At 72.0% G+C, this 21,457-nt stretch carries 25 protein-coding genes; 13 read left to right on the forward strand and 12 right to left on the reverse strand.

What is annotated here, in order from left to right:
• Positions 1-80: 80 nt before the first annotated feature.
• A complete protein-coding gene (locus VLJ82_RS19635) occupies positions 81-332 on the forward strand; it encodes a WhiB family transcriptional regulator (RefSeq protein WP_408653391.1) in 252 nt (83 codons plus the stop codon).
• 6 nt (positions 333-338) lie between these two features.
• Here the strand turns inward: VLJ82_RS19635 and VLJ82_RS19640 are convergent, their stop codons facing one another.
• Complete coding sequence (locus tag VLJ82_RS19640) at positions 339-1,853, reverse strand: sensor histidine kinase (protein WP_408665058.1); 1,515 nt, start codon at positions 1,851-1,853, stop codon at positions 339-341.
• Between the two features lie 199 nt (positions 1,854-2,052).
• Between VLJ82_RS19640 and VLJ82_RS19645 the strand changes: the two genes are divergently transcribed.
• Both VLJ82_RS19645 and mctP read left to right on the forward strand, forming a co-directional pair.
• Entirely contained in the window at positions 2,053-2,286 is a 234-nt protein-coding gene (locus VLJ82_RS19645; protein ID WP_408665059.1) for a DUF3311 domain-containing protein, read from the forward strand.
• A complete protein-coding gene (gene mctP / locus VLJ82_RS19650) occupies positions 2,283-3,962 on the forward strand; it encodes a monocarboxylate uptake permease MctP (protein WP_408665060.1) in 1,680 nt (559 codons plus the stop codon). Before VLJ82_RS19645 ends, mctP begins: the two co-directional genes overlap by 4 nt.
• 79 nt (positions 3,963-4,041) lie before the next feature.
• Here mctP and rsrA read toward each other — a convergent pair whose 3' ends face one another.
• From rsrA to VLJ82_RS19670, 4 genes are all read right to left on the reverse strand, one after another.
• The gene (rsrA, locus tag VLJ82_RS19655; RefSeq protein ID WP_408665061.1) at positions 4,042-4,326 is read right to left on the reverse strand and encodes a mycothiol system anti-sigma-R factor; all 285 of its coding nucleotides are present in this window, start codon (positions 4,324-4,326) and stop codon (positions 4,042-4,044) included.
• The gene (locus VLJ82_RS19660) at positions 4,323-5,069 is read right to left on the reverse strand and encodes a sigma-70 family RNA polymerase sigma factor (RefSeq protein WP_408665062.1); all 747 of its coding nucleotides are present in this window, start codon (positions 5,067-5,069) and stop codon (positions 4,323-4,325) included. The genes rsrA and VLJ82_RS19660 overlap by 4 nt, the downstream gene beginning before the upstream one ends.
• A gap of 93 nt (positions 5,070-5,162) precedes the next feature.
• Positions 5,163-5,702, reverse strand: a complete 540-nt coding sequence (locus tag VLJ82_RS19665) for a hypothetical protein (protein ID WP_408665063.1) — start codon at positions 5,700-5,702, stop codon at positions 5,163-5,165.
• Between the two features lie 121 nt (positions 5,703-5,823).
• Positions 5,824-6,039 (reverse strand): RNA-binding S4 domain-containing protein, encoded by a 216-nt coding sequence (locus tag VLJ82_RS19670; RefSeq protein WP_408665064.1) that lies wholly within the window; start codon positions 6,037-6,039, stop codon positions 5,824-5,826.
• A gap of 75 nt (positions 6,040-6,114) precedes the next feature.
• Between VLJ82_RS19670 and ybaK the strand changes: the two genes are divergently transcribed.
• Positions 6,115-6,594, forward strand: coding sequence for a Cys-tRNA(Pro) deacylase (ybaK, locus tag VLJ82_RS19675; RefSeq protein WP_408665065.1), 480 nt, complete (start codon positions 6,115-6,117; stop codon positions 6,592-6,594).
• Between the two features lie 34 nt (positions 6,595-6,628).
• Here the strand turns inward: ybaK and VLJ82_RS19680 are convergent, their stop codons facing one another.
• Together VLJ82_RS19680 and VLJ82_RS19685 are read right to left on the reverse strand one after the other, a co-directional pair.
• Positions 6,629-8,389: an AMP-binding protein gene (locus VLJ82_RS19680; protein ID WP_408665066.1), complete on the reverse strand. Its 1,761-nt coding sequence runs from the start codon at positions 8,387-8,389 to the stop codon at positions 6,629-6,631.
• A gap of 69 nt (positions 8,390-8,458) precedes the next feature.
• On the reverse strand, positions 8,459-9,085 hold the full coding sequence (locus VLJ82_RS19685) for an alpha/beta family hydrolase (RefSeq protein WP_408665067.1): 627 nt from the start codon (positions 9,083-9,085) through the stop codon (positions 8,459-8,461).
• 61 nt (positions 9,086-9,146) lie between these two features.
• On the opposite strand from VLJ82_RS19685, the gene VLJ82_RS19690 reads away from it, so the two are divergent.
• From VLJ82_RS19690 to VLJ82_RS19710, 5 genes are all read left to right on the forward strand, one after another.
• A complete protein-coding gene (locus tag VLJ82_RS19690; RefSeq protein ID WP_408665068.1) occupies positions 9,147-9,902 on the forward strand; it encodes an SOS response-associated peptidase in 756 nt (251 codons plus the stop codon).
• 127 nt (positions 9,903-10,029) lie between these two features.
• Entirely contained in the window at positions 10,030-10,275 is a 246-nt protein-coding gene (locus VLJ82_RS19695; protein WP_408665069.1) for a DUF6158 family protein, read from the forward strand.
• A 25-nt stretch (positions 10,276-10,300) separates the two neighbouring features.
• Positions 10,301-11,611, forward strand: coding sequence for a 3-phosphoshikimate 1-carboxyvinyltransferase (gene aroA / locus VLJ82_RS19700; protein ID WP_408665070.1), 1,311 nt, complete (start codon positions 10,301-10,303; stop codon positions 11,609-11,611).
• Positions 11,612-11,616: 5 nt separating this feature from the next.
• Positions 11,617-12,651: a ribosome small subunit-dependent GTPase A gene (rsgA, locus tag VLJ82_RS19705; RefSeq protein WP_408665071.1), complete on the forward strand. Its 1,035-nt coding sequence runs from the start codon at positions 11,617-11,619 to the stop codon at positions 12,649-12,651.
• 62 nt (positions 12,652-12,713) lie between these two features.
• Positions 12,714-14,093 (forward strand): FAD-dependent monooxygenase, encoded by a 1,380-nt coding sequence (locus VLJ82_RS19710; protein ID WP_408665072.1) that lies wholly within the window; start codon positions 12,714-12,716, stop codon positions 14,091-14,093.
• Positions 14,094-14,629: 536 nt separating this feature from the next.
• Here the strand turns inward: VLJ82_RS19710 and VLJ82_RS19715 are convergent.
• Complete coding sequence (locus VLJ82_RS19715) at positions 14,630-15,793, reverse strand: pyridoxal phosphate-dependent aminotransferase (protein ID WP_408665073.1); 1,164 nt, start codon at positions 15,791-15,793, stop codon at positions 14,630-14,632.
• The gene (locus VLJ82_RS19720) at positions 15,790-16,125 is read right to left on the reverse strand and encodes a DUF2087 domain-containing protein (RefSeq protein WP_408665074.1); all 336 of its coding nucleotides are present in this window, start codon (positions 16,123-16,125) and stop codon (positions 15,790-15,792) included. The genes VLJ82_RS19715 and VLJ82_RS19720 overlap by 4 nt, the downstream gene beginning before the upstream one ends.
• Positions 16,126-16,241: 116 nt before the next feature.
• Here VLJ82_RS19720 and hisN point away from each other — a divergent pair, with 116 nt between their 5' ends.
• Positions 16,242-17,003 carry a histidinol-phosphatase gene (gene hisN / locus VLJ82_RS19725; RefSeq protein WP_408665080.1) on the forward strand — a complete coding sequence of 254 codons (762 nt, stop codon included), beginning with the start codon at positions 16,242-16,244 and terminating at the stop codon, positions 17,001-17,003.
• A gap of 23 nt (positions 17,004-17,026) precedes the next feature.
• Here hisN and VLJ82_RS19730 read toward each other — a convergent pair whose 3' ends face one another.
• The 3 genes from VLJ82_RS19730 to VLJ82_RS19740 all read right to left on the reverse strand — a co-directional run bounded on the left by VLJ82_RS19730 (position 17,027) and on the right by VLJ82_RS19740 (position 18,880).
• Positions 17,027-17,587: a YbaK/EbsC family protein gene (locus tag VLJ82_RS19730; protein ID WP_408665075.1), complete on the reverse strand. Its 561-nt coding sequence runs from the start codon at positions 17,585-17,587 to the stop codon at positions 17,027-17,029.
• An 80-nt stretch (positions 17,588-17,667) separates the two neighbouring features.
• Complete coding sequence (locus tag VLJ82_RS19735; protein ID WP_408665076.1) at positions 17,668-18,450, reverse strand: VOC family protein; 783 nt, start codon at positions 18,448-18,450, stop codon at positions 17,668-17,670.
• Positions 18,451-18,595: 145 nt separating this feature from the next.
• A complete protein-coding gene (locus tag VLJ82_RS19740) occupies positions 18,596-18,880 on the reverse strand; it encodes a DUF427 domain-containing protein (protein WP_408665081.1) in 285 nt (94 codons plus the stop codon).
• A gap of 90 nt (positions 18,881-18,970) precedes the next feature.
• On the opposite strand from VLJ82_RS19740, the gene VLJ82_RS19745 reads away from it, so the two are divergent.
• From VLJ82_RS19745 to VLJ82_RS19755, 3 genes are all read left to right on the forward strand, one after another.
• On the forward strand, positions 18,971-20,083 hold the full coding sequence (locus VLJ82_RS19745; RefSeq protein ID WP_408665077.1) for a WD40/YVTN/BNR-like repeat-containing protein: 1,113 nt from the start codon (positions 18,971-18,973) through the stop codon (positions 20,081-20,083).
• A 113-nt stretch (positions 20,084-20,196) separates the two neighbouring features.
• Positions 20,197-20,895, forward strand: a complete 699-nt coding sequence (locus tag VLJ82_RS19750; protein WP_408665078.1) for a dienelactone hydrolase family protein — start codon at positions 20,197-20,199, stop codon at positions 20,893-20,895.
• Complete coding sequence (locus tag VLJ82_RS19755; RefSeq protein WP_408665079.1) at positions 20,895-21,416, forward strand: VOC family protein; 522 nt, start codon at positions 20,895-20,897, stop codon at positions 21,414-21,416. The genes VLJ82_RS19750 and VLJ82_RS19755 overlap by 1 nt, the downstream gene beginning before the upstream one ends.
• Positions 21,417-21,457: the final 41 nt, after the last annotated feature.

A 21,457-nucleotide genomic window follows, 5' to 3' on the forward strand; every position in this document is an offset into this window, starting at 1 on the left:
GTGAAAGAATTCACAAGCACCTGCTGTCAGGTCAGACGGGCCCGTCAGCAGCTTTCCCAGCTAGTGAGGAGAACCACCGCATGGACTGGCGTCACCGCGCGGTATGCCGCGACGAGGACCCGGAACTGTTCTTTCCGATCGGGAACACCGGTCCCGCATTGATGCAGATCGAAGAGGCGAAGGCCGTGTGCCGTCGCTGCCCGGTCATGTCAGAGTGCCTGTCGTGGGCACTGGAAAGTGGCCAGGACGCCGGCGTCTGGGGCGGCCTGAGCGAAGACGAACGGCGTGCTCTCAAGCGCCGCAACGCCCGAGCCCGGGCCCGAATGTCCTGACCTGCCCTACCCTGCGCCGCTGTCGGCCCCGCGAGCCCGCTCGCGCCGGTGCACCGGAACCCGCAGGGTCACCGCAGTTCCCGGCTGGGTCGGCCCGCGACCTGTGAGTTCCAGGCTCGCGTCCAGTTCCGCTTCCACCAACGTCCGGACGATCTGCAGGCCCAGCCGGTCACTGTTGTCGACGGAGAACTTGTCCGGCAATCCCGCACCGTCGTCGAGTATCTGAACCGTCAGCATCCCGCGCGACCGTTCGCCGAACACTCGCACCGATCCGCTGCGGTTGCCGGGGAATCCGTGCTCCACCGCGTTGCCGACCAGCTCTGTGAGCACCATCACCAGCGGGGTGGCCAGCTCGGCGGACAGCTCGCCGAAGCTGCCGACCCGTTCGACCAGCACCCGGCCGCCGGAGCCGGCCACCTCCCCCAGCATCGCCAGCAGCCGGTCCACCACCTCGTCGAAGGCGACCTCCTCGTCGATCGCCGAGGACAGTGTCTCGTGTACCAGCGCGATGGAAGACACCCGGCGCATGGATTCCTCCAGCGCCGTCCGGGCTTCGGGGTTGGCGACCCGGCGGGCCTGCAGCCGCAACAGTGCCGCCACTGTCTGCAGATTGTTCTTCACCCGATGGTGGATCTCGCGGATGGTGGCGTCCTTGGACAGGATCTGCCGGTCCCGGCGGCGCAGCTCGGTGACGTCCTGCAGCAGCACGAGCGCACCGAGTGATTCCCCCCGCGGGTACAACGGGATCGCGCGGAACTGCACGATGGTGCCGGCGCCGTCGAGCTCGCGGCTGGCCGGATGGTGGCCGGCCAGCGCGTCGGCGGTCATCTGGGCGAGCTCGGCGGCCCGGAACGGATCCCGGGCCAGCTCGGTGATCACGTCGCCGAAGCTGGCGTCCAGCAGGTTGCCCGGATAGCCCAGCCGGCGGAACGCCGACGAGCCGTTGGGACTGGCGTAGAGCACCCGGCCGTGCGGGTCCAGCCGCAGCATGCCGTCGCCCACCCGGGGGCCGGCGCCCTCCTCGCGCTCGCTCGGCGGCCCGGGGAACGCGCCGGTGGCCACCATCGAGGCGAGGTCGGCGGCGCTCTGCAGGTAGGCCAGCTCCAGCTGGCTCGGGCTGCGCAGGCTGGTCAGGTTGCCGTCCCGGCCGAGCACGGCCACCGGCCGGCCCTCGAACAGGATCGGGATCGCCTCGCGCCGGATCGGGGTGTCGCCCTCCCAGTCCGGGTCGGACTCGCGGAAGATGCGGGCCTCGGTGAGCGCGATGCGCAGCGCCGCGGCCCGCTGCCCGGTCAGCCGCTCCCCCACCCGGTCGTGCAGGTAGGCGGTGGCTCCGGTGGTGGGCCGGCACTGCGCGGCGCACAGGAACTCCCCCTCGGTCGCGGTGGGCACCCACAGCAGCAGGTCGGCGAAGGAGAGGTCGGCCAGCAGCTGCCACTCGGCGGCCAGTTGCTGCAGGTGGGCGGTCTGGCGCTCGTCCAGCGAGGTGGCGGTGGCGAGCAGGTCCGACAGTGCTGACATGGTCAGTCGAGCCTGCCACAGGCGCTGTCGACGGGCTCGGCTCCCCCGGGCGGCGCGCCGGCCCGGTGCCCGCTTCGGCATGCCGGCCACGGCGGCGCCGTCTGATGGGGCTGCTGCCAGCACAGCGCGCCAGACGCCGAGTAAACCGGCCATGCACTACATTTCGACGGTTCTCACGCTCCTTCCGGAGGAGGTCGTCTTGTCCCAACCATCGAGGCACCGACTGTCACCCGGCGTCGCCGTTGCCGTCGCAATCCTGCTGGCCATACCGATCGTGGCCCTGCTCTGGGTACCCAGCTACGCCCGCAAGGATCCCGAACTGTGGGGTTTCCCGTTCTTCTACTGGTACCAGATGCTGTGGGTCATCGTGTGCGGGTTCTGCACCGGTGGCTCCTACCTGCTCATCCAGCGCGACCGTAGGAGCACCCGATGAGCGCCGGCACCGTGCGGTTGGCCACCGACACGAACGTCGACGGCGTCGGCCTCGGCGTCCTGCTGTTCTTCTTCCTGCTGGTCACCATCGGCGGCTTCTGGGCTGCCAACTGGCGCAAGGCGGACTCGCTGCACAGCCTCGACGAGTGGGGCCTGGGCGGGCGCAGCTTCGGCACGGTGATCACCTGGTTCCTGCTGGGCGGTGACCTCTACACCGCCTACACCTTCATCGCGGTGCCCGCCGCGATGTTCGCCACCGGAGCGGTCACCGGCTTCTTCGCGGTCGCCTACACGATCCTGATCTACCCGATCGTGTTCGTGTTCATGCCGAGGATGTGGTCGGTCTCGCACAGCAAGGGCTACGTCACCGCCGCCGACTTCGTCCGCGGCCGGTTCGACTCCCGGTTCCTGGCGCTGGCGGTGGCGGTCACCGGCATCGTCGCCACCATGCCCTACATCGCCCTGCAACTGGTCGGCATCCAGGCCGTCATCGACACCATCGGCATCGGCGGCAAGAGCAACGCCTTCGTCCGCGACCTGCCGCTGCTGATCGCCTTCGCGGTGCTGGCCGCCTACACCTACTCCTCGGGCCTGCGGGCACCGGCGATCATCGCCTTCGTCAAGGACAGCCTGATCTACCTGGTGATCGCGGTGGCCGTGGTCTACGTCGGGGTGCACATCGGCTACCACCACCTGTTCGAGGCGGCCGAGACCAAGATGACCACCAAGAACCCCAAGACCGGTGCCGCCACCGGGGTGTTCGTGCCCAAGAGCAACAACTATTGGGCCTACGCGACGCTGGCCCTCGGCTCGGCGCTGGCGCTGTTCATGTACCCGCACTCGATGACCGGGGTGCTGTCGGCCAGGTCGCGCACCACGATCCGGCGCAACACCGCGATCCTGCCGGCCTATTCGCTGCTGCTGGCGATGCTGGCCCTGCTCGGCTACGCCGCGATCGCCGAGAAGACCTCGGTGATCGGCACCGACGGCAAGGCCAACCCGCAGCTGGCGGTGCCGCACTTCTTCCGCGACGAGTTCCCGAGCTGGTTCGCCGGCGTCGCCTACTCGGCCATCGCCATCGGCGCCCTGGTGCCGGCCGCGATCATGTCGATCGCCGCCGCCAACATGTTCACCCGCAACGTCTACCGGGAGTTCCTCGCCCCGCGCGCCACTCCCAAGCAGGAGGCGCAGGTCGCCAAGATCACCTCGCTGGTGGTCAAGTTCGGCGCGCTGGCCTTCGTGCTGGGGCTGGACAAGCAGAACGCCATCAACCTGCAGCTGCTCGGCGGGGTGTGGATCCTGCAGACGTTCCTGGCGATCGTGGTCGGCCTCTACACCCGCTGGCTGCACCGCTGGGCGCTGCTGGCCGGCTGGGCGGTCGGGATGATCTACGGCACGACGGCCGCCTACAACCAGAAGTCGGCCGTCACCCAGCACTTCGGCGGCTCGCTGGCGACCTTCCCGTACACCCACACCAAGGTCTACATCGCGTTCTCGGCGCTGGTGCTCAACCTGGTGGTGGCCGTGCTGCTCACCCTGGTGCTGCGGGCGATGAAGGCACCGCAGGGCGAGGACGCGACCGTCCCGGAGGACTACTACACCGAGCGGGACGACACCGTCAGCACGCTGCCGGGCAGCGACGGCGGCCTGCCGGTCTCGGGCGGGGTGCGTACCTGAGAATCCATCCACAACGAAAAGCGTCTGGCTCTCGGGTCACTGCCCGGGAGCCAGACGCTTTTCTTGCCAGGGTGTACGCCTACTCGGCGCGGTACTCCAAGTGGCCGGCGTCGATGGTGGCCTGCTGCAGCCGGATCCGGATGCGGGCCTTGAGGCTGTCCGGGGCGATGTCGCCACCGCAGCTGCGGGCCACCAGCACCTTCACGTCCTGCTCCAGGCCGTACTGGCGCAGGCAGGGCGCGCAGCCGTCCAGGTGGCTGCGAATCCGCCGCCGCACCTCGCCGTCGGTCTCGTCGTCGAGGTAGAGGTAGACGTCGGCGAGGACCTCTTCGCAGTCCATGCCACCGGGACCGAAGCCGGTCATGAGTGTTCTCCTTCGGTCTGGGACGTCGAGGTGGCCGCCTTGACCAGCCCGCGGTCGCGCGCGTAGTCGGCCAGCAGCACCTGCAGCTGCTTGCGGCCACGGTGCAGCCGGGACATCACGGTGCCGATCGGGGTGTCCATGATCTCTGCGATCTCTTTGTAGGCGAAGCCCTCGACGTCGGCGAGGTAGACCGCCAGCCGGAACTCCTCGGGCAGCGCCTGCAGGGCCTCCTTGACGTCGGAGTCCGGCAGGTGGTCCAGGGCTTCCATCTCGGCCGAGCGCAGCCCACTGGACGTGTGCGACTCGGCCGCGTGCAACTGCCAGTCCTCGATGGTGTCGGAGTTGGACTGCTGCGGTTGCCGCTGCTTCTTGCGGTAGGTGTTGATGAAGGAGTTGGTCAGGATCCGGTAGAGCCAGGCCTTGAGGTTGGTGCCCTCGGAGAACTGGTGGAAGGCCGCGAATGCCTTGACGAACGTCTCCTGCACCAGGTCCTCGGCGTCGGCCGGGTTGCGGGTCATCCGCATGGCGGCGGCGTACAGCTGGTCGAGGTAGGGCAGCGCGTCCCGCTCGAACCGAGCTCGACGCTCCTCGACTGTCTCCTCGGCCACCGCGATTCCCTTCGCCTGAGCTGCCGGACCTCCGAACGAATCCGGTACCTGTGAGCTTACGGCGACGGCGCCGCCGGCGGCGTATGCGGTAGCGGATCGGACGCCCGGTGCGGGCGGGCGATCCAACACCAGCATGGCTTGCTCCTTGGCGACGTGCGGGGCTCGGCGGGTGAGCCGAGGTTCGAGATCTGCAACACGACCGTGTGCCGGATCCATTCCCGCCTTAGCTCACACCAGCAGCCGGTCGCCGCGGGGCAAGTCCGGCTCGTCCACCTTGTGGTCCTGGCCGCCACCACCGCCGGAGCACTGCGGGCACCACGGCTGCAGCTTGCGATGGGTGGAATGGGCCATGATCAGGTAGATCATGCTGGACTGCACCACCGCCCAGACGATCCTTCCCGGCGGGCTGGTCAGGAAGTTCGAGCCGATCAGCACGACGAGGTAGGGCACCAGCACCCGGGGGTTGCTGCCGGCGTGCGCCAGCCAGAACCGGCGGCCGAACCGCGCGGCGTGCTCGGCGGCGTTCAACGGCAGCGAGGCCGCGCACCGCTCGCACAGCCGACGGTCGTGCTGGCGCATTAACAGCCAGGTGACCACCACGAAGACCAGCAGCACCAGCGAGGTCAGCATGGTCAGCGGAGTGGGCGTCAGCGGCCGGATCCCCAGCGCGATGGCGGCCAGGATGGCGGCGCTGAGCAGTTGCGGTGCCCGGTGCCCCCAGCTGCGCACCAGGCTGGCTGGATAGGGCAGGCCGATACTGTGCGTCACGTGCGTGTCCGTTCCCCCCGTGGCCGGTCGCAGAGCATGACCAGCCCTTTTCGAATGACGGAAAGCCATTCTTTACAAGGAGATTATTCGTTATCGAATGGGTCCGAGCAACAGCCAACTGTCAGTGTACGAGCAGTTGCTCACCGCGCACACTGACCACGTCCCCGGGCAGCAGCTGGCGCCCCCGGCGGGTCTCCACCACGCCGTTCACCAGCACCGTGCCGGTGCCCAGCAGCAGCTTGACGTCCGAGCCCAGCTCGACCGCGTCGGCCAGCTTGAGGAACTGGCCCAGCCGGATCGGCTCGCCGGAACTCCCGGACGTGTGCACCTCGCGCATGCCGCCATTGTGCCGGGCGGGTGCTGGCCGGGCGCGGGCTGTCCGTCCGGGCACCGGCTGGCAGGATCGGATGCCATGAGCGGCGGAACCCCGGCGACGGTCGCGCTGGACCGGGCGCGGGTCAGCTACACCCTGCACCCCTACACCATTGACAACCGGGCCAGCCGGACCTCCTACGGCGAGGAGGCGGCGGCCCAGCTCGGCATCGACCCGCGCCGGATGTTCAAGACCCTGATCGCGGCGGTCGACAACCGGCTGGTGTGCGCGGTGGTCCCGGTCGCCGGCCGGCTCAACCTCAAGGCGCTGGCCAGCGCGGCCGGCGGCCGGCGCGCCGAGATGGCCGATCCCGCCAAGGCGCAGCGGGCCACCGGCTACGTCGTCGGCGGGATCAGCCCGCTGGGCCACAAGAGCGCGCTGCCGGTGCTGGTGGACTCCTCGGCCACCGGCTTCGACACGGTGTTCGTCTCGGCTGGCAAGCGCGGGCTGCAGCTGGAGCTGGCGCCGGCCGACCTGCTGCGGCTCACCGGCGCCGGCACCGCGCCGATCGCCACCTGACCTCGGACGTAACCCTGCCGGCGTCGGCGCCGGCTCAGCCGGCCTCGCCGTCCCGCGGGAAGTCCTCCTCGCGGTACTCGCCGGCCGCCCGCTGCTCGCCGCGGCTGAGCTCGGCGCCGCGCAGGTCCACCCGGCGGATCTTGCCGCTGATCGTCTTGGGCAGCTCGGCGAACTCCAGCCGGCGAATCCGCTTGTACGGCGCCAGCTGCCGGCGGCAGAACGCCAGGATCTGCCCGGCGAGCTCCGGGGACGGCTGGTGGCCGGCGGCCAGCACCACGTACGCCTTGGGCACCGCCAGCCGGATCTCGTCGGGTGCCGGAACCACGGCAGCCTCGGCCACCGCCGGGTGCTCGATCAGCACGCTCTCCAGCTCGAACGGACTGATCCGGTAGTCGCTGGACTTGAACACGTCGTCGGTGCGGCCGACGTAGGTGATGTAGCCGTCGGCGTCGATGCTGGCGACGTCGCCGGTGTGGTAGAGCCCGTGGGCCATCGCGACGGCGTTGCGCTCGGGGTCGTCGCGGTAGCCGACCATCAACCCGACCGGGCGTTCGGACAGGTCCAGGCAGATCTCCCCCTCCGTTGGCGCTGCCCCGTCCTCGTCCTCGTCCGCGCCCGGGGCCGGCAACGCCTGGCCGGTCACCGGGTCTGCCAGCACCACCCGGTAGCCGGGCAGCGGCCGGCCCATCGAGCCAGGCTTGACCAGTTCGCCGGGCGGGTTGCCGATCTGGGCGGTGGTCTCGGTCTGGCCGAAGCCGTCCCGGATGGTCAGCGACCAGGCCCGCTGGACCCGCTCGATCACCTCCGGGTTCAACGGCTCGCCGGCGCCGACCACCTCGCGCAGCGACAGCTGCCAGCGGGTCAGGTCCTGCTGCACCAGCATCCGCCACACCGTCGGCGGCGCGCAGAACGTGGTCACGCCGGCCTCGGCCAGCACGTCGAGCATCCGGGCGGCGTCGAAGCGCAGGTAGTTGAACAGCACCACGGTGGCCCCGGCGTTCCACGGCGCGAAGAAGCACGACCAGGCGTGCTTGGCCCAGCCCGGCGAGGAGACGTTGAGGTGCACGTCGCCGGGCCGCAGCCCGATCCAGTACATCGTCGACAGGTGCCCCACCGGGTAGCTGAGGTGGGTGTGCTCGACCAGCTTGGGCTGGGCGGTGGTGCCGGAGGTGAAGTACAGCAGCAGCGGATCGTCCCCGGCGGTCGGGCCGTCCGGCTGGTACGGCCGGTCGAAGCCGGCCGCCTCGGCGTAGTCGAGCCAGCCGTCCACCGGCGGGCCCACCGCCACCCTGAGGTAGCCGCCGGCTCCCCCGCCGGCCGGGCCGAAGCCGGCGGTCAGGTCCGACCGGCTGATCACCGCCCCGACGCCACCCCGGTCCAGCCGGTCGGCGAGGTCGGCCGGAGACAGCAGCGTGGTGGCCGGGATGATCACCGCGCCAAGCTTCATGCAGGCCAGCATCGACTCCCACAGCTCCACCTGGTTGCCCAGCACCAGCAGCACCCGCATGCCCCGGCGCACCCCGTGGCCGGCCAGCCAGCCGGCCAGCCGCGAGGAGGAGTCCGACAGCCGGGCGAAGGTGTAGTCGGCCCGGCTGCCGTCGTCCTCGATCAGCCGCAGCGCGTCCTGCTCGCCCCGCTCGGTGGCCAGCACCCCGTCGAAGTAGTCCAGCGCCCAGTTGAACCGCTCCGGGCGCGGCCAGCGGAACTGCCGGCAGGCGCCGGCCAGGTCGCCGCGGCTGTTCAGCAGCAGGTCGCGGGCGGCCAGGAACTCGCTGATACCGGTGCTGGAATCCATTCGCCGACTCTGGCACTGCGGTGCCGGGTTGTCACGCGGGCCGCGTGCGGCCTTCGGCGGGCGGCCTTGTCACCTGGGCGGCGCGGGCAGCGCGTCGATCCACTCGGCGACCAGCCGGCCGATGGCGGCGGTGCCGCGCTTGAGCCCGTGGTCGCCGGGCACCTGCTCGACCCGGCGGCCAGGTGCGGACTCCGGCATGCCGAACGCGTCGTTGGTCCCCTGCACCACCAGCACCGGAACGCCCACCCCGGCGAGCTCCGGCAGCCGGGACTTGTCCGGCCGGCCCGGCGGGTGCAGCGGGAAGGCCAGCGCCACCACCCCGATGGCCGGCGGCCTGGTCAGCCCGTCGGCGGCGGTGCGGCAGGCGACCCGGGCGCCGGAGGACCGGCCGGCGTAGACGAACTCCAGCCCGGCGGTGGCCTTGCGCCGGCCCAGCGAGGCGATCACCGCCCGCCAGGCCTGGTCCAGGATGGCCGGAGCCGGCACCGCCTTCTTGCCCGCCACCCGGTACGGCTGGATCACCCGGGCGACGCTGATCCCGGCGGCCAGGCACGCCGCGCGGACGGCCAGCAGGTCGGGTGCCTCGATCGAGCCGTTCGCGCCGTGCCCGATCACCAGCAGCCGCCGGGCGTCCGGGACCGGGTCCAGCTCGAGGACCGCCGGGCCGACCGGGGTCGAGATCGTCAGCCGTGGCATCCGCCCATCCTGCCGCATCGCCGTCCGCGGAGCCCGCTTCCGAGTGCGGCACAATCGAGGCATGTGCGGTCGCTACGTCAGCTCGGCCTCCACGGCCGACCTTTTGGAGGAGTTCGACGTCGAGCAGGTGGTCGGCGAGCAGCCGGCGCCGTCCTGGAACGTCGCGCCGACCGATCTGGTGCGGGCCGTCCTACAGCGGCCGCTGAAAGAGCAAGCTGAGCAGGTCGATGAGCCTGACTCACCGGTTCGCCAGCTGCGCACGCTGCGCTGGGGGCTGGTGCCGAGCTGGTCGAAGGACGCCAAGGGCGGCGCCCGGATGATCAACGCCCGGATCGAGACGGTGACCGAGAAGCCGGCGTTCCGCAAGGCCGCCGCCCGCCGGCGGTGCCTGCTGCCGGCCGCCGGCTACTACGAGTGGCAGAAGAACGAGGGCGGCAAGGTGCCGTACTTTCTGCACGACCCGGACGGCCGCACGCTGGCGATGGCCGGGCTCTACGAGCTGTGGCGCGACCCCACCATGGCCGAGGACGACCCGCACCGCTGGCTGTGGACCTGCACGGTGATCACCCAGCAGGCCACCGACCTGCTGGGCGAGATCCACGACCGCAATCCGGTGCTGGTGCCGCCCCGGCTGCAGGCGGCCTGGCTGGACTGCTCCAGCGACGACCCGGAGACCGCCCGCCGGATCCTGGAGGAGATCCCGCCGGCCCGGCTGGAGCCCTACGTGGTCTCGCCGGCGGTGGGCAACGTCCGCAACGACGGCCCGGAGCTGATCGAGCCGGTCGCGCTGCCGGAGCAGGAACGGCTGCCGCTGTAGGCAGCACGCGCGACGAGGCAGGCCTCCGGCCACGGCAGGCATAATCGTCGGGCGCAGTGCATCGTGTTACGCACGGACTGGTCCGAGCAGCCGGCTACCAGCACAGCACTACAAGCGAAGGAGTCTCATGGCAGAGCACCCGAACGGCATCGACCCGGCGGACCTAACCGATGACGACCTGCGACGCGAGGTCACCCACCTGCACGAGACCCGCCACGAGACCCTGCTGAACGGCAGCGAGGACGCCCTCGACCACCACACCCGGCGGATGCTCGAGCTGGAGGCCGAGTTCCTGCGCCGGTTCCCGGCCGAAGGCGCGCCGGACCCGCTGCGCACCCGGGCCGGCAGCCGCCGGGAGGCCGGGCAGGACTGACCCGCCGGCTCGGCATACTGATGCCGTGACAGCTCCCGCCGGAAGTTCCGGACGCCCCTGGGCGGCGCCGACCGCCGCCGGCCCGGTCACGGCCACCGTCGAGCTGCCCGGATCGAAGTCGCTGACCAACCGGGCGCTGGTGCTGGCGGCGCTGTCGGAGAACCCGGTACGGATCAGCGCCCCGCTGCGGGCCCGCGACACCCTGCTGATGGCCGCGGCGCTGCGCAGCTTGGGCGCCGGGGTGCGCGAGGACGGCCCGGACTGGCTGGTGGAGCCCGCCGCGCTGCACGGCGGGCCGGTGGACTGCGGCCTGGCCGGCACCGTGATGCGGTTCGTGCCGCCGCTGGCCGCGCTGGCCGGCGGCGACAGCAGCTTCGACGGCGACCCGGCGGCCCGGGTCCGCCCGATGCGGGTGCTGCTCGACGGGCTGCGGCAGGCCGGCGCGGCGATCAGCGACGACGGGCGGGGCACGTTGCCGTTCACCGTGCACGGAACGGGCTCGGTGCCCGGCGGCCTGGTGCGGATCGACGCCGCCGCGTCCTCGCAGTTCGTCTCGGCGCTGCTGCTGGCCGGTGCCCGCTTCGACGACGGCCTGGAACTGGTGCACGACGGTCCCGGCCTGCCGTCCCTGCCGCACATCGAGATGACGGTGGCCGCGCTGCGGGCGGCCGGGGTGAGCGTCGCCGACGGCGTGGCCAACCGGTGGCAGGTCAGCCCCGGCCCCATCCGGCTGCCGGACCAGGTCATCGAGCCGGACCTGTCCAACGCCGCCCCGTTCCTGGCCGCGGCACTGGTCACCGGCGGCTCGGTGACGGTGCCCGGCTGGCCACCGGTCACCAGCCAGCCCGGCGCGCTGCTGGCCGAGCTGCTCAGCTCGATGGGCGCCACCGTGATCGGGAACGAGGCCGGCCTGACGGTGACCGGCAGCGGCGCTATCTCCCCACTCGAGGCCGACCTGCACGCGGCCAGCGAGCTGACGCCGGTGCTGGTCGCGCTCGCCGCGCTCGCCGACGGCGAGTCGGTGATCACCGGGGTGGCCCACATCCGCGGCCACGAGACCGACCGGCTGGCGGCGTTGGCCGCCGAACTGACCGGGCTGGGAGGTCAGGTCCGCGAGACCGCCGACGGCCTGGTGGTGCGACCGGTCCGGCTCCACGGCGGCCGGTGGCACAGCTACGCCGACCACCGGATGGCGCAGGCCGGCGCGGTGCTGGGCCTGGCGGTGCCAGGCGTCGAGGTGGACGACATCGGCTGCACCTCCAAGACCCTGGCCGACTTCGAGGGCATGTGGCAGCGGCTGCTCGACCCTACCGACGCTGCCCAGGCCGAGCGGTAAGCCGGGTGGCGCGGCGCGATTCCAGGCGGCTGGACGAGGACGACGTCCGCAACCGGCCCACCCGCTACGGCAGCCGGGCCCGCACCAAGCAGCGGCCGGCGCACTCCGACGCCGAGACCGGCATGGTGGTCACCGTCGACCGGGGCCGGTTCACCGTGCTGCTGGACGGCCCCTCCGGCTCCGAAGACACCGTGCTGCTGACCGCGATGCGGGCCCGCGAGCTGGGCCGGACCGCGATCGTGGTGGGCGACCGGGTCGGCGTGGTGGGCGACCGGACCGGGGGCCCGGACACCCTGGCCCGGATCGTCCGGGTGGAGCCGCGCGAGACCGTGCTGCGGCGCACCGCCGACGACAACGACCCGTACGAGCGGGTGATCGTGGCCAACGCCGACCAGCTGCTGATCGTGGCGGCGCTGGCCGACCCGCCGCCGGTGTACGGGCTGATCGATCGGTGCGTGGTGGCCGCGCTGACCGCCGGCCTGGAACCGATCCTGCTGCTCACCAAGGCAGATCTGGCCTCGCCGGAGGACGTGCTGGCACACTACGGCCCGCTGGACGTCCCGGCCATCGTGACCCAGCGGGGTGCCGACCTGGCTCCGGTGCGCGCGGTGCTGGACGGGCACGTGACGGTGTTCGTCGGGCACTCCGGGGTGGGCAAGTCCACCCTGGTCAACGCCCTGGTGCCGGGCGCGGCGCGCAGCACCGGCGCGGTCAGCGGCGTGGGCAAGGGCCGGCACACCTCCACCTCGGTGTTTGCGCTGGCGCTGCCGGAACCGGCGCACGGCTGGGTGATCGACACCCCCGGGGTGCGCTCGTTCGGGCTGGCGCACGTGTCGGCCGACGACGTGCTGTGGGCGTTCCCGGACCTGGAGGACGGCGCCGCCCGCTGCCCCGGCAGCTGCGAGCACCTGACCGCCGAGGACGGCTGCCGGCTGGACGCCTGGGTGGCCGAGGGCCATTCCACGCCGGCCCGGTTGGAGGCGTTCCGCCGGCTGCTGGTCAGCCGCAAGGACCTCGGCGGCGCCATCGCGCTGCCCTGAGGGCGGCGCCAACCGGACAAGATCCGAGAGATGGATAGTTTCGGTATCTATAAGCTACGAGCATGTCTTCTGCCGGTAGTGCCGTGGTGATCGGCGCCAGCGTGGGCGGGCTGCTGGCGGCCCGGGTGCTCAGCGACCGCTTCGCCCGGGTGGTGCTGATCGACCGGGACGTGCTGCCCGACCGGCCGGCGGCCCGCCGCGCGGTGCCGCAGGGCCGGCAGCTGCACGTGCTGCTCTCGCGCGGCAAGGAGGCGCTCGACGAGCTGTTCCCGGGCCTGTCGGCCGAGCTGAACGCCCGCGGCGCGCCGCTGGTCGACCTGCACGGCGACGTGCACTGGTACAACGACGGCTACCGGATGCGGCGTGCGCCGTCCCCGCTGATCGCGGTGGGAATGAGCCGGCCGTTGCTGGAGGATGCCCTGCGCGCTCGGGTGGCGGCGCTGCCCGGGGTGGAGATCCGCAGCCCGGTCGAGGTGCTCGGCCTGATCACCACCGCCGACGGCAGCCGGGTCACCGGGGTGCGGTTGCTGCCGGCCGGGGGTGTGGAGGAGAGCCTGGCCGCCGACTTGGTGGTGGATTCTGGCGGCCGGGGCTCGCGCACCCCGATCTGGCTGGAATCGCTGGGCTATCCGCGGCCGGCCGAAGAGCAGGTGCGGGTCGGCGTCACCTACGTCACCCGCAGCTACCTGCGGGAGCCGCACCACCTCGAGGGACTCTCCGGCGCGCTGACCAACGCGGTGCCGGGCCAGCCCCGGGCCGGCATCGTCGCCGCTCAGGAGGACGGCCGGTACGCCGTGGCGCTGTCGGGCATGCTCGGCGAGGAACCGCCCACCGACGACGAGGGAATGGCTGCCTTCGCCGACTCGCTGGCCGCCCCGCAGGTCGGCGAGGTGGTGCGGACCGCGGTGCCATCCGGCCCGCCGGCCACCATGCGCTTTCCGGTGAGCACCCGGCGCCGCTACGAGCGGCTGCGCCGGTTCCCGGCCGGTTACCTGGTGTTCGCCGACGCGCTGTGCAGCTTCAACCCGATCTACGGCCAGGGCATGACGGTGGCCGCGCTGGAGGCGCTGCTGCTGCGCCGGCTGCTCGCGGTACGTCCCTCCGGCGCCGGCACCGACACACTGGCGCGGCGGTTCTTCGCCGGCGCCGCCAAGGTGATCGACGGGCCGTGGTCGATCGCGGTCGGCACCGACCTGCGCTTTGCCGAGGTGTCCGGCCGGCGTAGCCCGAAGGTGCGGTTCGTCAACGCCTACGTGCACCGGTTGCACCAGGCGGCGACGGCCGATCCGGTGCTGGGGGCGGCGTTCCTGCGGGTGCTCAACCTGGTGGACCCGCCGACCAGGCTGCTGGCTCCCGGCATCGTGCTGCGGGTGCTGCGCGGCTCGCTCGGCCGCCGGACGGCCCGCGTCCCCGCCGGCGAACCGGCAGTCCGGACCAGCTGAATCCACCGGCGGAGACAGGGCCGCGCCCGGACTTCCAGCCGACGCGGCCCTGACCTCGCTAACCCCTCTCCGCCACCGTGCTGTGCGGACGGCGAGCCGCCGTCTGCTCAGTTACAAACTGACCGGTTCTGGCGTCCCGGTAGTGAGTGCCGTGGCTGCGGTTCGGGCCGTGTTCCACGACAGTCCCCCCGGGGTTGCGCCGGGCCGTTGCCTTTGTGACGTAACGGCCCGTGGTGGCACTTCTCGCGCGCCCACCTGATTTCGCCATATCGACCTCCTGCTGGTCGAGTTAGGCAGCGGGGTAAGGTTGCCTCTCGTTTCTAGGCGAGCGCTGGCCTTGATCCGCTGCGGTAGGTCGAGGCCAGCGTCGTTGCTTGCCCCGTTGAGGCGGATGCCTCGTACAGAGTGTCCCAGGACGCACTGACAAAACTCGAACAGTGTTGCCTCTGCCAGCGACTGTCTCAACCCTAACTTGAGACTTGCTTGGTAGTTCCGCCACGTAGCAAGCAACGCAGGTCAATTGACGTCTGGGCGGCTCAGCCGCCGGCGGCCAGGTACTTGCCCAGCACCTGCACCGCCTGCTCAATCTCGGCGGTCTCGCCGGCGAAGGACAGCCGGGCGAACCGGTGCCCGTCCACGGTGTCGAAGTCCCGACCCGGCGCCAGCGCCACCCCGGTGTCGGCCAGCAGCCGGCGCGCCCAGCCCCACGAGTCGTCGGTGTGGTCGGAGACGTCGGCATAGAGGTAGAACGCCCCGTCGGCCGGCGCCAGCCGGCCCAGCCCGATCGCCGGCAACGCCTCCAGCAGCAGTGCCCGGTTCTCGGCGTAGCGGGCCACGTTCGCCGCCAGCTCGGCGTGCGCGTCGAAGGCGGCCAGCGCGGCTAGCTGCGACAGCGTCGGCGGGCAGATGGTGAAGTTGGCGATCAGCCGGTCGACGGCGTCCAGCAGCTCGTCCGGCACCAGCAGCCAGCCGATCCGCCAGCCCGTCATCGAGAAGTACTTGGAGAACGAGTTCACCACGATCGCCGACCGGTCGAACTGCCAGGCACAGGCGCCGGGGCCGGCGTAGCTGATCCCGTGGTAGATCTCGTCCGAGACCAGCCGGACGCCGTTGTCCCGGCACCAGGCGGCGATCTCGGTGAGCTGGCCGGCCGGCACCATGGCACCGGTCGGGTTGGCCGGCGAGGCCAGCACCAGCCCGGCCGGCACCTGCTCCAGCGCCCGCAGCAAGTCGAGCGTGGGGGTGAAGTTCTGCTCCGGGCCGCACCCGTACTCCACGACCGAGCAGCCCAGGCTGGTCAGGATGTTGCGGTAGGCCGGGTACCCCGGCCGGGCCATCGCCACCGTGTCGCCGGTGCCGAAGGCGGCCAGGAACGCCGCCAGGAAGCCGCCGGACGAGCCGGTGGTGACCACCACGTTGGCCGCCGGCACCTCGATGCCGTACCAGTTCCGGACGTGGCCGGCGATCGCCTCGCGCAGCTCCGGCAGGCCCAGTGCGTCGGTGTAGCCCAGCCGGTGCCCGGTCACCGCCTGCCGGGCTGCCTCCCGGACCACCGCCGGAGCCGGCGTGCCCGGCTGGCCGATCGCCAGGTTGTACACCGGCAGTCCCAGCGCACGCCGATGCTCGGCCGCTTGGAACACCTGCATCACGTAGAACGGCGCGACCGCCGAACGAGCCGACGGGCCGAGAGACACAGTCATACCCAGCCCCCGCAGCGCCAGTACACACTGTCCTGCCGGGCCAGCAGCCCCTCGTCGACCAGGTAACGGCGCAGCGCCGCCACGTCCGGGTGCCACACTCCCACGATCTCGTTCACTTCGGTCTCCGGATAGCGCAACCCCGGCTCGAAGGCGGTCGCCAGGTAGGCCAGCAGCAGGCTGCGCTTGGCCCCGCCCCGGGGGATGACCGGCAACCGGCCGCGCACCAGGTAGGCGCGCAGCACCTTCCGCAGCGCCGGATCGGCGATCTCGTCGAACGAGGCCGGGTCGGCCAGCGCGCGGGCACGCTCGGTAGCGGCTTGGCCCTGGGTCACCCGGCGACGATAGCCTGCAGGCCGTGACCAGCACGCCGGGATATCCCGCCGCCCAGCCCGATCCGGCCGATCCGGCCGACCAGCCCGGTCCGGACGATCAGGTTTGGGCCGCCGACCTGGAACTGGCGCTGCGGCTGGCCGGGCAGGCCGACGCGATCACCACCGCGCGGTTCCGCAGCGCCGACCTGGTGGTGACCAGCAAGCCGGACCTGACGCCGGTGAGCGACGCCGACCAGGCCGTCGAGCGGCTCGTCCGGCAGCAGCTGGCCACCGAGCGCCCGGACGACGCGTTCTGCGGCGAGGAGTCCGGCTCGGCCGGCAGCGGCCCGCGCACCTGGGTGCTCGACCCGATCGACGGCACCAAGAACTTCGTCCGGGGGGTGCCGGTCTGGGCCAGCCTGCTGGCCCTGCTGGTCGAGGGCGAGCCGGTGCTCGGAGTGGTCAGCGCGCCGGCGCTCGGGCAGCGCTGGTGGGCCGCCCGCGGGCACGGCGCGTTCGGCGCCTCGCTCGGCCGACCGCCCCGCCGGCTGCGGGTCTCGGCCGTCGACCGGCTCGCCGACGCGAGCCTGTCCTACTCGTCACTATCCGGCTGGGCCGAGCTCGGCCGGCAGCAGGAGATGCTGGAGCTGATCGGCCAGGTCTGGCGGTCCCGGGCCTACGGCGACTTCTGGTCCTACATGCTGGTCGCCGAGGGCGCGGTGGACCTGGCCGCCGAGCCGGAACTGTCGCTGTGGGACATGGCGGCCCTGGCACCGATCGTCACCGAGGCCGGCGGCCGGTTCACCGGCCTGAACGGGGTGGACGGCGTGCAGCAGGGCAACGCTGCCGCCTCCAACGGGCTGCTGCACCCGGCGCTGCTGGACGCGCTGGGCGGCTAACCGCCCGGCCGGGGAGGCCGGCCTCAGCGCTGGGACAGGTCGGGCACCACCTGGCCGCCCGGCAGGGTGGCCAGCAGAGCGCCGTCCACCAGCAGCTTGGACCGGCGCAGCCCGCTGCCGATCACCACCGGCCCGGCGGCGGCCACCTCGGCCGACACCAGCACCGGCCAGCCGGCCGGCAACCCGATCGGGGTGATGCCGCCGTACTCCATGCCGGTCAGCTCCACCGCCTCGGCCATCGGGGCGAACGAGGCCTTGCGCACGTCCAGCAACCGCCGCACCGCGCCGTTGACGTCGGCCCGGTGCACGGCCAGCACCAGGCAGGCCGCGTAGCGGACCTCGCCGGCCCGCTTGCCGGTGACCACCACGCAGTTCGCCGACTCCTCCGGCCGCACCCCGTAGGCCTGGCAGAACGCGGCGGTGTCGGCCAGCTCCGGATCGATCTCGGCCACCGTCACCTGCCCGGTGGACGGCCAGCCGGCCAGGAAGTCCCGGACCGGCGCCGCGAGCAGCTGCCCGGCCCCGGCCGTGTCCTGCCAGTGCAACTTCCCTGCCGGTGCCTCCGGCTGCGCGTCAGTCGTCATGTCCTGAGATTGTTCTCGACCCCGGGCCGGCACCGGTCAGCGGCCCTCGGCCGGTGCGGGGCGTCCGTCGTTGCGGGGCGTCAGTCGCCGTAGCCTTCCGGCGGCGCGGCCAGCAGCCCGAAGCGGGCGCCCTCGCTGTCGGCGACCGAGGCCCGCCGGCCGTACGGCGAGTCGGCGGGCGGCCGGATCACGCTGCCGCCGAGCTTGACCACCCGGTCCACCGCCTCGTCGGTGTCGTCCACGGCCAGCACCGCCCACCACTGGTCCGGCAGGTCCTCCCCGTCCTCGGGATAGCCGCCCACCCCGCCGATGTCGCGGCCCTCGCCGACGAAACTGCAATAGGGCGGCCCGCCGGAGGACCAGTCGTGCATCTCCCAGTCGAAGACCGCGCGGTAGAAGGCCACGCAGGCCTCGGGCGAGTGGCTCAGCTGCTCGGTCCAGATCAGCGAGCCCGGCTCGTTCACCACCCCGACGCCGAGGTGGCTGCCGGGCCGCCACAGCCCGAAGGTGACGCCGGCCGGATCGGCGCAGATCGCCAGCCCGCCGAGGTCCAGCACGTCCATCGGGCCCATCAGCACCTGCCCACCGTTGTCGGTGACCCGCCGGACCCTGGCCTCGAGGTCGGCGGTGGCGAAGTAGACCGTCCAGGCCGACGGCGCCTCGGGCATCATCTTGGGGCTGATGCCGGCGGCCAGCCGGCCGTTCTTGGTGCAGTTGAGATAGCCGCCGGCCTCCGCTGGGCCCTCCTGCATGCTCCAGCCGAACAGGCCCTCGTAGAACAGCCGGGCAGTGCCGAGGTCGGACACCGACACGTCCACCCAACAGGGTGTGCCGTCCGGCCACGGACCGTCGTGAACAGGCATGGCAGGCACTCCTTCTCAGCAGCACGGCAGACGGTGCCCACCCTGCCACTGATGCCACGCCCGAACCAGCGGCTGGCGCGGAAATCCGCGCCATGTCCGGCTCGTCCCCGCTGCCCTGGCGGGTACCTCCGGGCGGGCGGGACGGTTAGCCGGCGCGCACCTCGACGCCGTGCCAGAAGGCCACCCGGTCCTTGATCTGGGCCGCGGCGTCCTTCGGCTCCGGGTAGTACCACGCTGCGTCGGCGTTGACCTTTCCGTCCACCTCGACGGAGTAGTACGACGCGGTGCCCTTCCACGGGCAGACGGTGTGGTGCTGCGAGGGCCGCAGCACGTCCGGACGCACCGACTCCAGCGGGAAGTAATGGTTGTTCTCCACGACCACGGTGTCGTCGCTGTCGGCGATGACTTCCCCGTTCCAGATTGCCTGCATGCTCATGCTTTCCACCATGCCACGGCGGCGGGCGGCTTCGCAGTGAGACTTCATCCACTGCGAACCGGGCGCTGAGTAAGGTCGCGGCGCATGAACCTGTCGCTGACCACCTTCTCCGCCCGCGCCGCCGCGGGCACCGCGCTGGCCGTGCTGCTGGCGCTCCCGGCGGCCCTGCCGGCACCCGCCTCCGCCGCCTCGTCCGCCACCCGGACCTCGAACTCGGCCACGAAGCACTCCGACGTCGAGCTGTCCTGGCGACTGCTCGACACCGGCAGCACCTCGCACTTCCGCGGCCTGTCGGCGGTGAGCGCCCGGGTCGCCTGGGTGGGCGGCTACGACGGCACCGTGCTGCGCACGGTCGACGGCGGCCGGCACTGGTCCGACGTCTCGCCGGCCGGCGCCGACACCCTGCAGTTCCGCGACGTGCAGGCCTTCGATCCCCGGCACGCGGTCGCGATGGCTGCCGGGGTGGGCACCGACTCGGCCCTGTACGCCACCAGCGACGGCGGCCGGCACTGGCAGGTGGCCTACCGCAACACCGACCCGGCGGCGTTCTTCGACTGCATGTCGTTCTCCGACCGCAACCACGGCCTGGTGCTCAGCGACCCGGTCGACGGGAAGTTCCGGATCCTGGCCACCCGCGACGGTGGTCGCAGCTGGCAGGTGCTCGACACCGCGATGCCGGCCGCGCTGCCCGGCGAGGCGGCCTTCGCGGCCGGCGGCGAATGCCTCACCACCCTCGGGCGCGAGGCCTGGTTCGGCACCGGCGGCCAGGACCAGGCCCGGGTGTTCCACTCCCGCGACGGCGGCCACAGCTGGACGGTCACCAGCACCGGGATGGGCAGCGGCCCGACCGCGGGCGTCTTCGCGCTGGCCTTCCGCGATCACCGGCACGGCATCGCGACCGGCGGCGACTTCACCACCCCGACCAGCGCGACCGATGCCCTGGCCCTGACCCGCACCGGTGGCCAGAGCTGGCAACTGGTGTCCGACGCGCCGAGCGGGTACCGCTCCGGGGTGGCCTGGCTGCCGCACAGCGACACCGCGGTCGCGGTCGGCATCTCCGGCAGCGACGTCAGCTACGACGGCGGCCGGCACTGGCAGCAGTTCGACGACGGCAGCTTCGACACGGTCAGCTGCACCCGGGACGGCGCCTGCTGGGCCTCCGGAGAGCTCGGCCGGGTGGCGCTGCTGAACCGCTGACCGGCGCCGGCCCGGCAGCCCGCGGGGCCGGGTTGCCGGGTGGCCGAGCTGGGAATTAGGTTCGGGAGCAGGTCCGAAGTCCGGCAGCGTCGATCAGATGAGCGAGGTTCCGCGTGAGCGAGGAGAGCACCGCCCAGAACACCACCTTCGCCAGCAACGGCGGCCAGGCGCACGGCTACCTGGCGTTGCCGCCCGGCGGCAGCGGGCCGGGCGTGATCGTGATCCAGGAATGGTGGGGCCTGACCGACCACATCGTCGGCATCACCGACCGGTTGGCGGCCGAAGGCTTCGTGGCACTGGCGCCGGACCTGTTCGGCGGCCGGACCACCCACGACGCTGACGAGGCCGGTGAGATGCTGTCCCAGCTGCCGGTCGAGCAGGCCGCCCAGGACCTGTCCGGCGCGGTGGACTACCTGCTCGGCCACGAGGCGGTCACCTCCGCCAAACTGGGCGCGGTGGGCTTCTGCATGGGCGGTGGCTTCGTGCTGATGCTGGCCGCCCAGCAGGGCGACAAGATCGGCGCCGCGGTGCCGTTCTACGGAGTCGGCCCGGGCGTCCCGTCGCAGTACTCGGGCCTGACCGCGGCGGTGCAGGGCCACTACGCCGAGGACGACCAGATGTTTCCGGCAGCATCGGCGCGGGCGCTGGAGGAGCAGATCCGCGAGGAGGCCGGCGCCGACGTGGAGTTCTTCTACTACCCCGCCGGGCACGCCTTCCACAACGACGAGAACCTGCTCGGCACCTACGACCCGGACAACGCCAAGCTGGCCTGGCAGCGCACCGTGCAGTTCCTGAAGGAACGGCTGGGCTGATGGCTCCCCAGCCGGATGAGGCCGAGCGCGCCCGGCTGGCCGAGCGGCGCGCCGAGCTGCGAGACCGCTACCTGCTGCCGCCCGACCGGCGGCCGGCCAGCAACGGCCGGGGCATCCACCACGCGGCGCTGATCTGCAGCGACCCCGAGGCCACCATCCGGTTCTACCAGGACCTGCTGGGCTTTCCGCTCATCGAGCTGGTCGAGAACCGGGACTACCCCGGCTCGTCGCACTTCTTCTTCGACCTCGGCAACAAGACCCTGCTGGGCTTCTTCGACTTCCCGGGGCTGGGCCTCGAGCCGGGAGTCGAATCGCTCGGCAGCGTGCAGCACATCGCCATCTCTTGCCCGCGGGACCGGTGGGAGGAGGTCCGCGCTCGTCTCGACAAGGCCGGGGTGCCGTACGCCGGACCGGATCGCGGCATTGAGGAGTCGATGTACTTCAAGGACCCCGACGGCGTCCAGATCGAGTTGCTGAGCGATCCGCTGATGTACTTCGGTGGCCTCCAGCTCGACGAGTAGGCACACGATCGCGAGCCATCCTGACTCACCACAGGAGAGGT

It is taken from the genome of Jatrophihabitans sp. (genome assembly GCF_035474675.1).
Taxonomy (GTDB): domain Bacteria; phylum Actinomycetota; class Actinomycetes; order Mycobacteriales; family Jatrophihabitantaceae; genus Jatrophihabitans_A.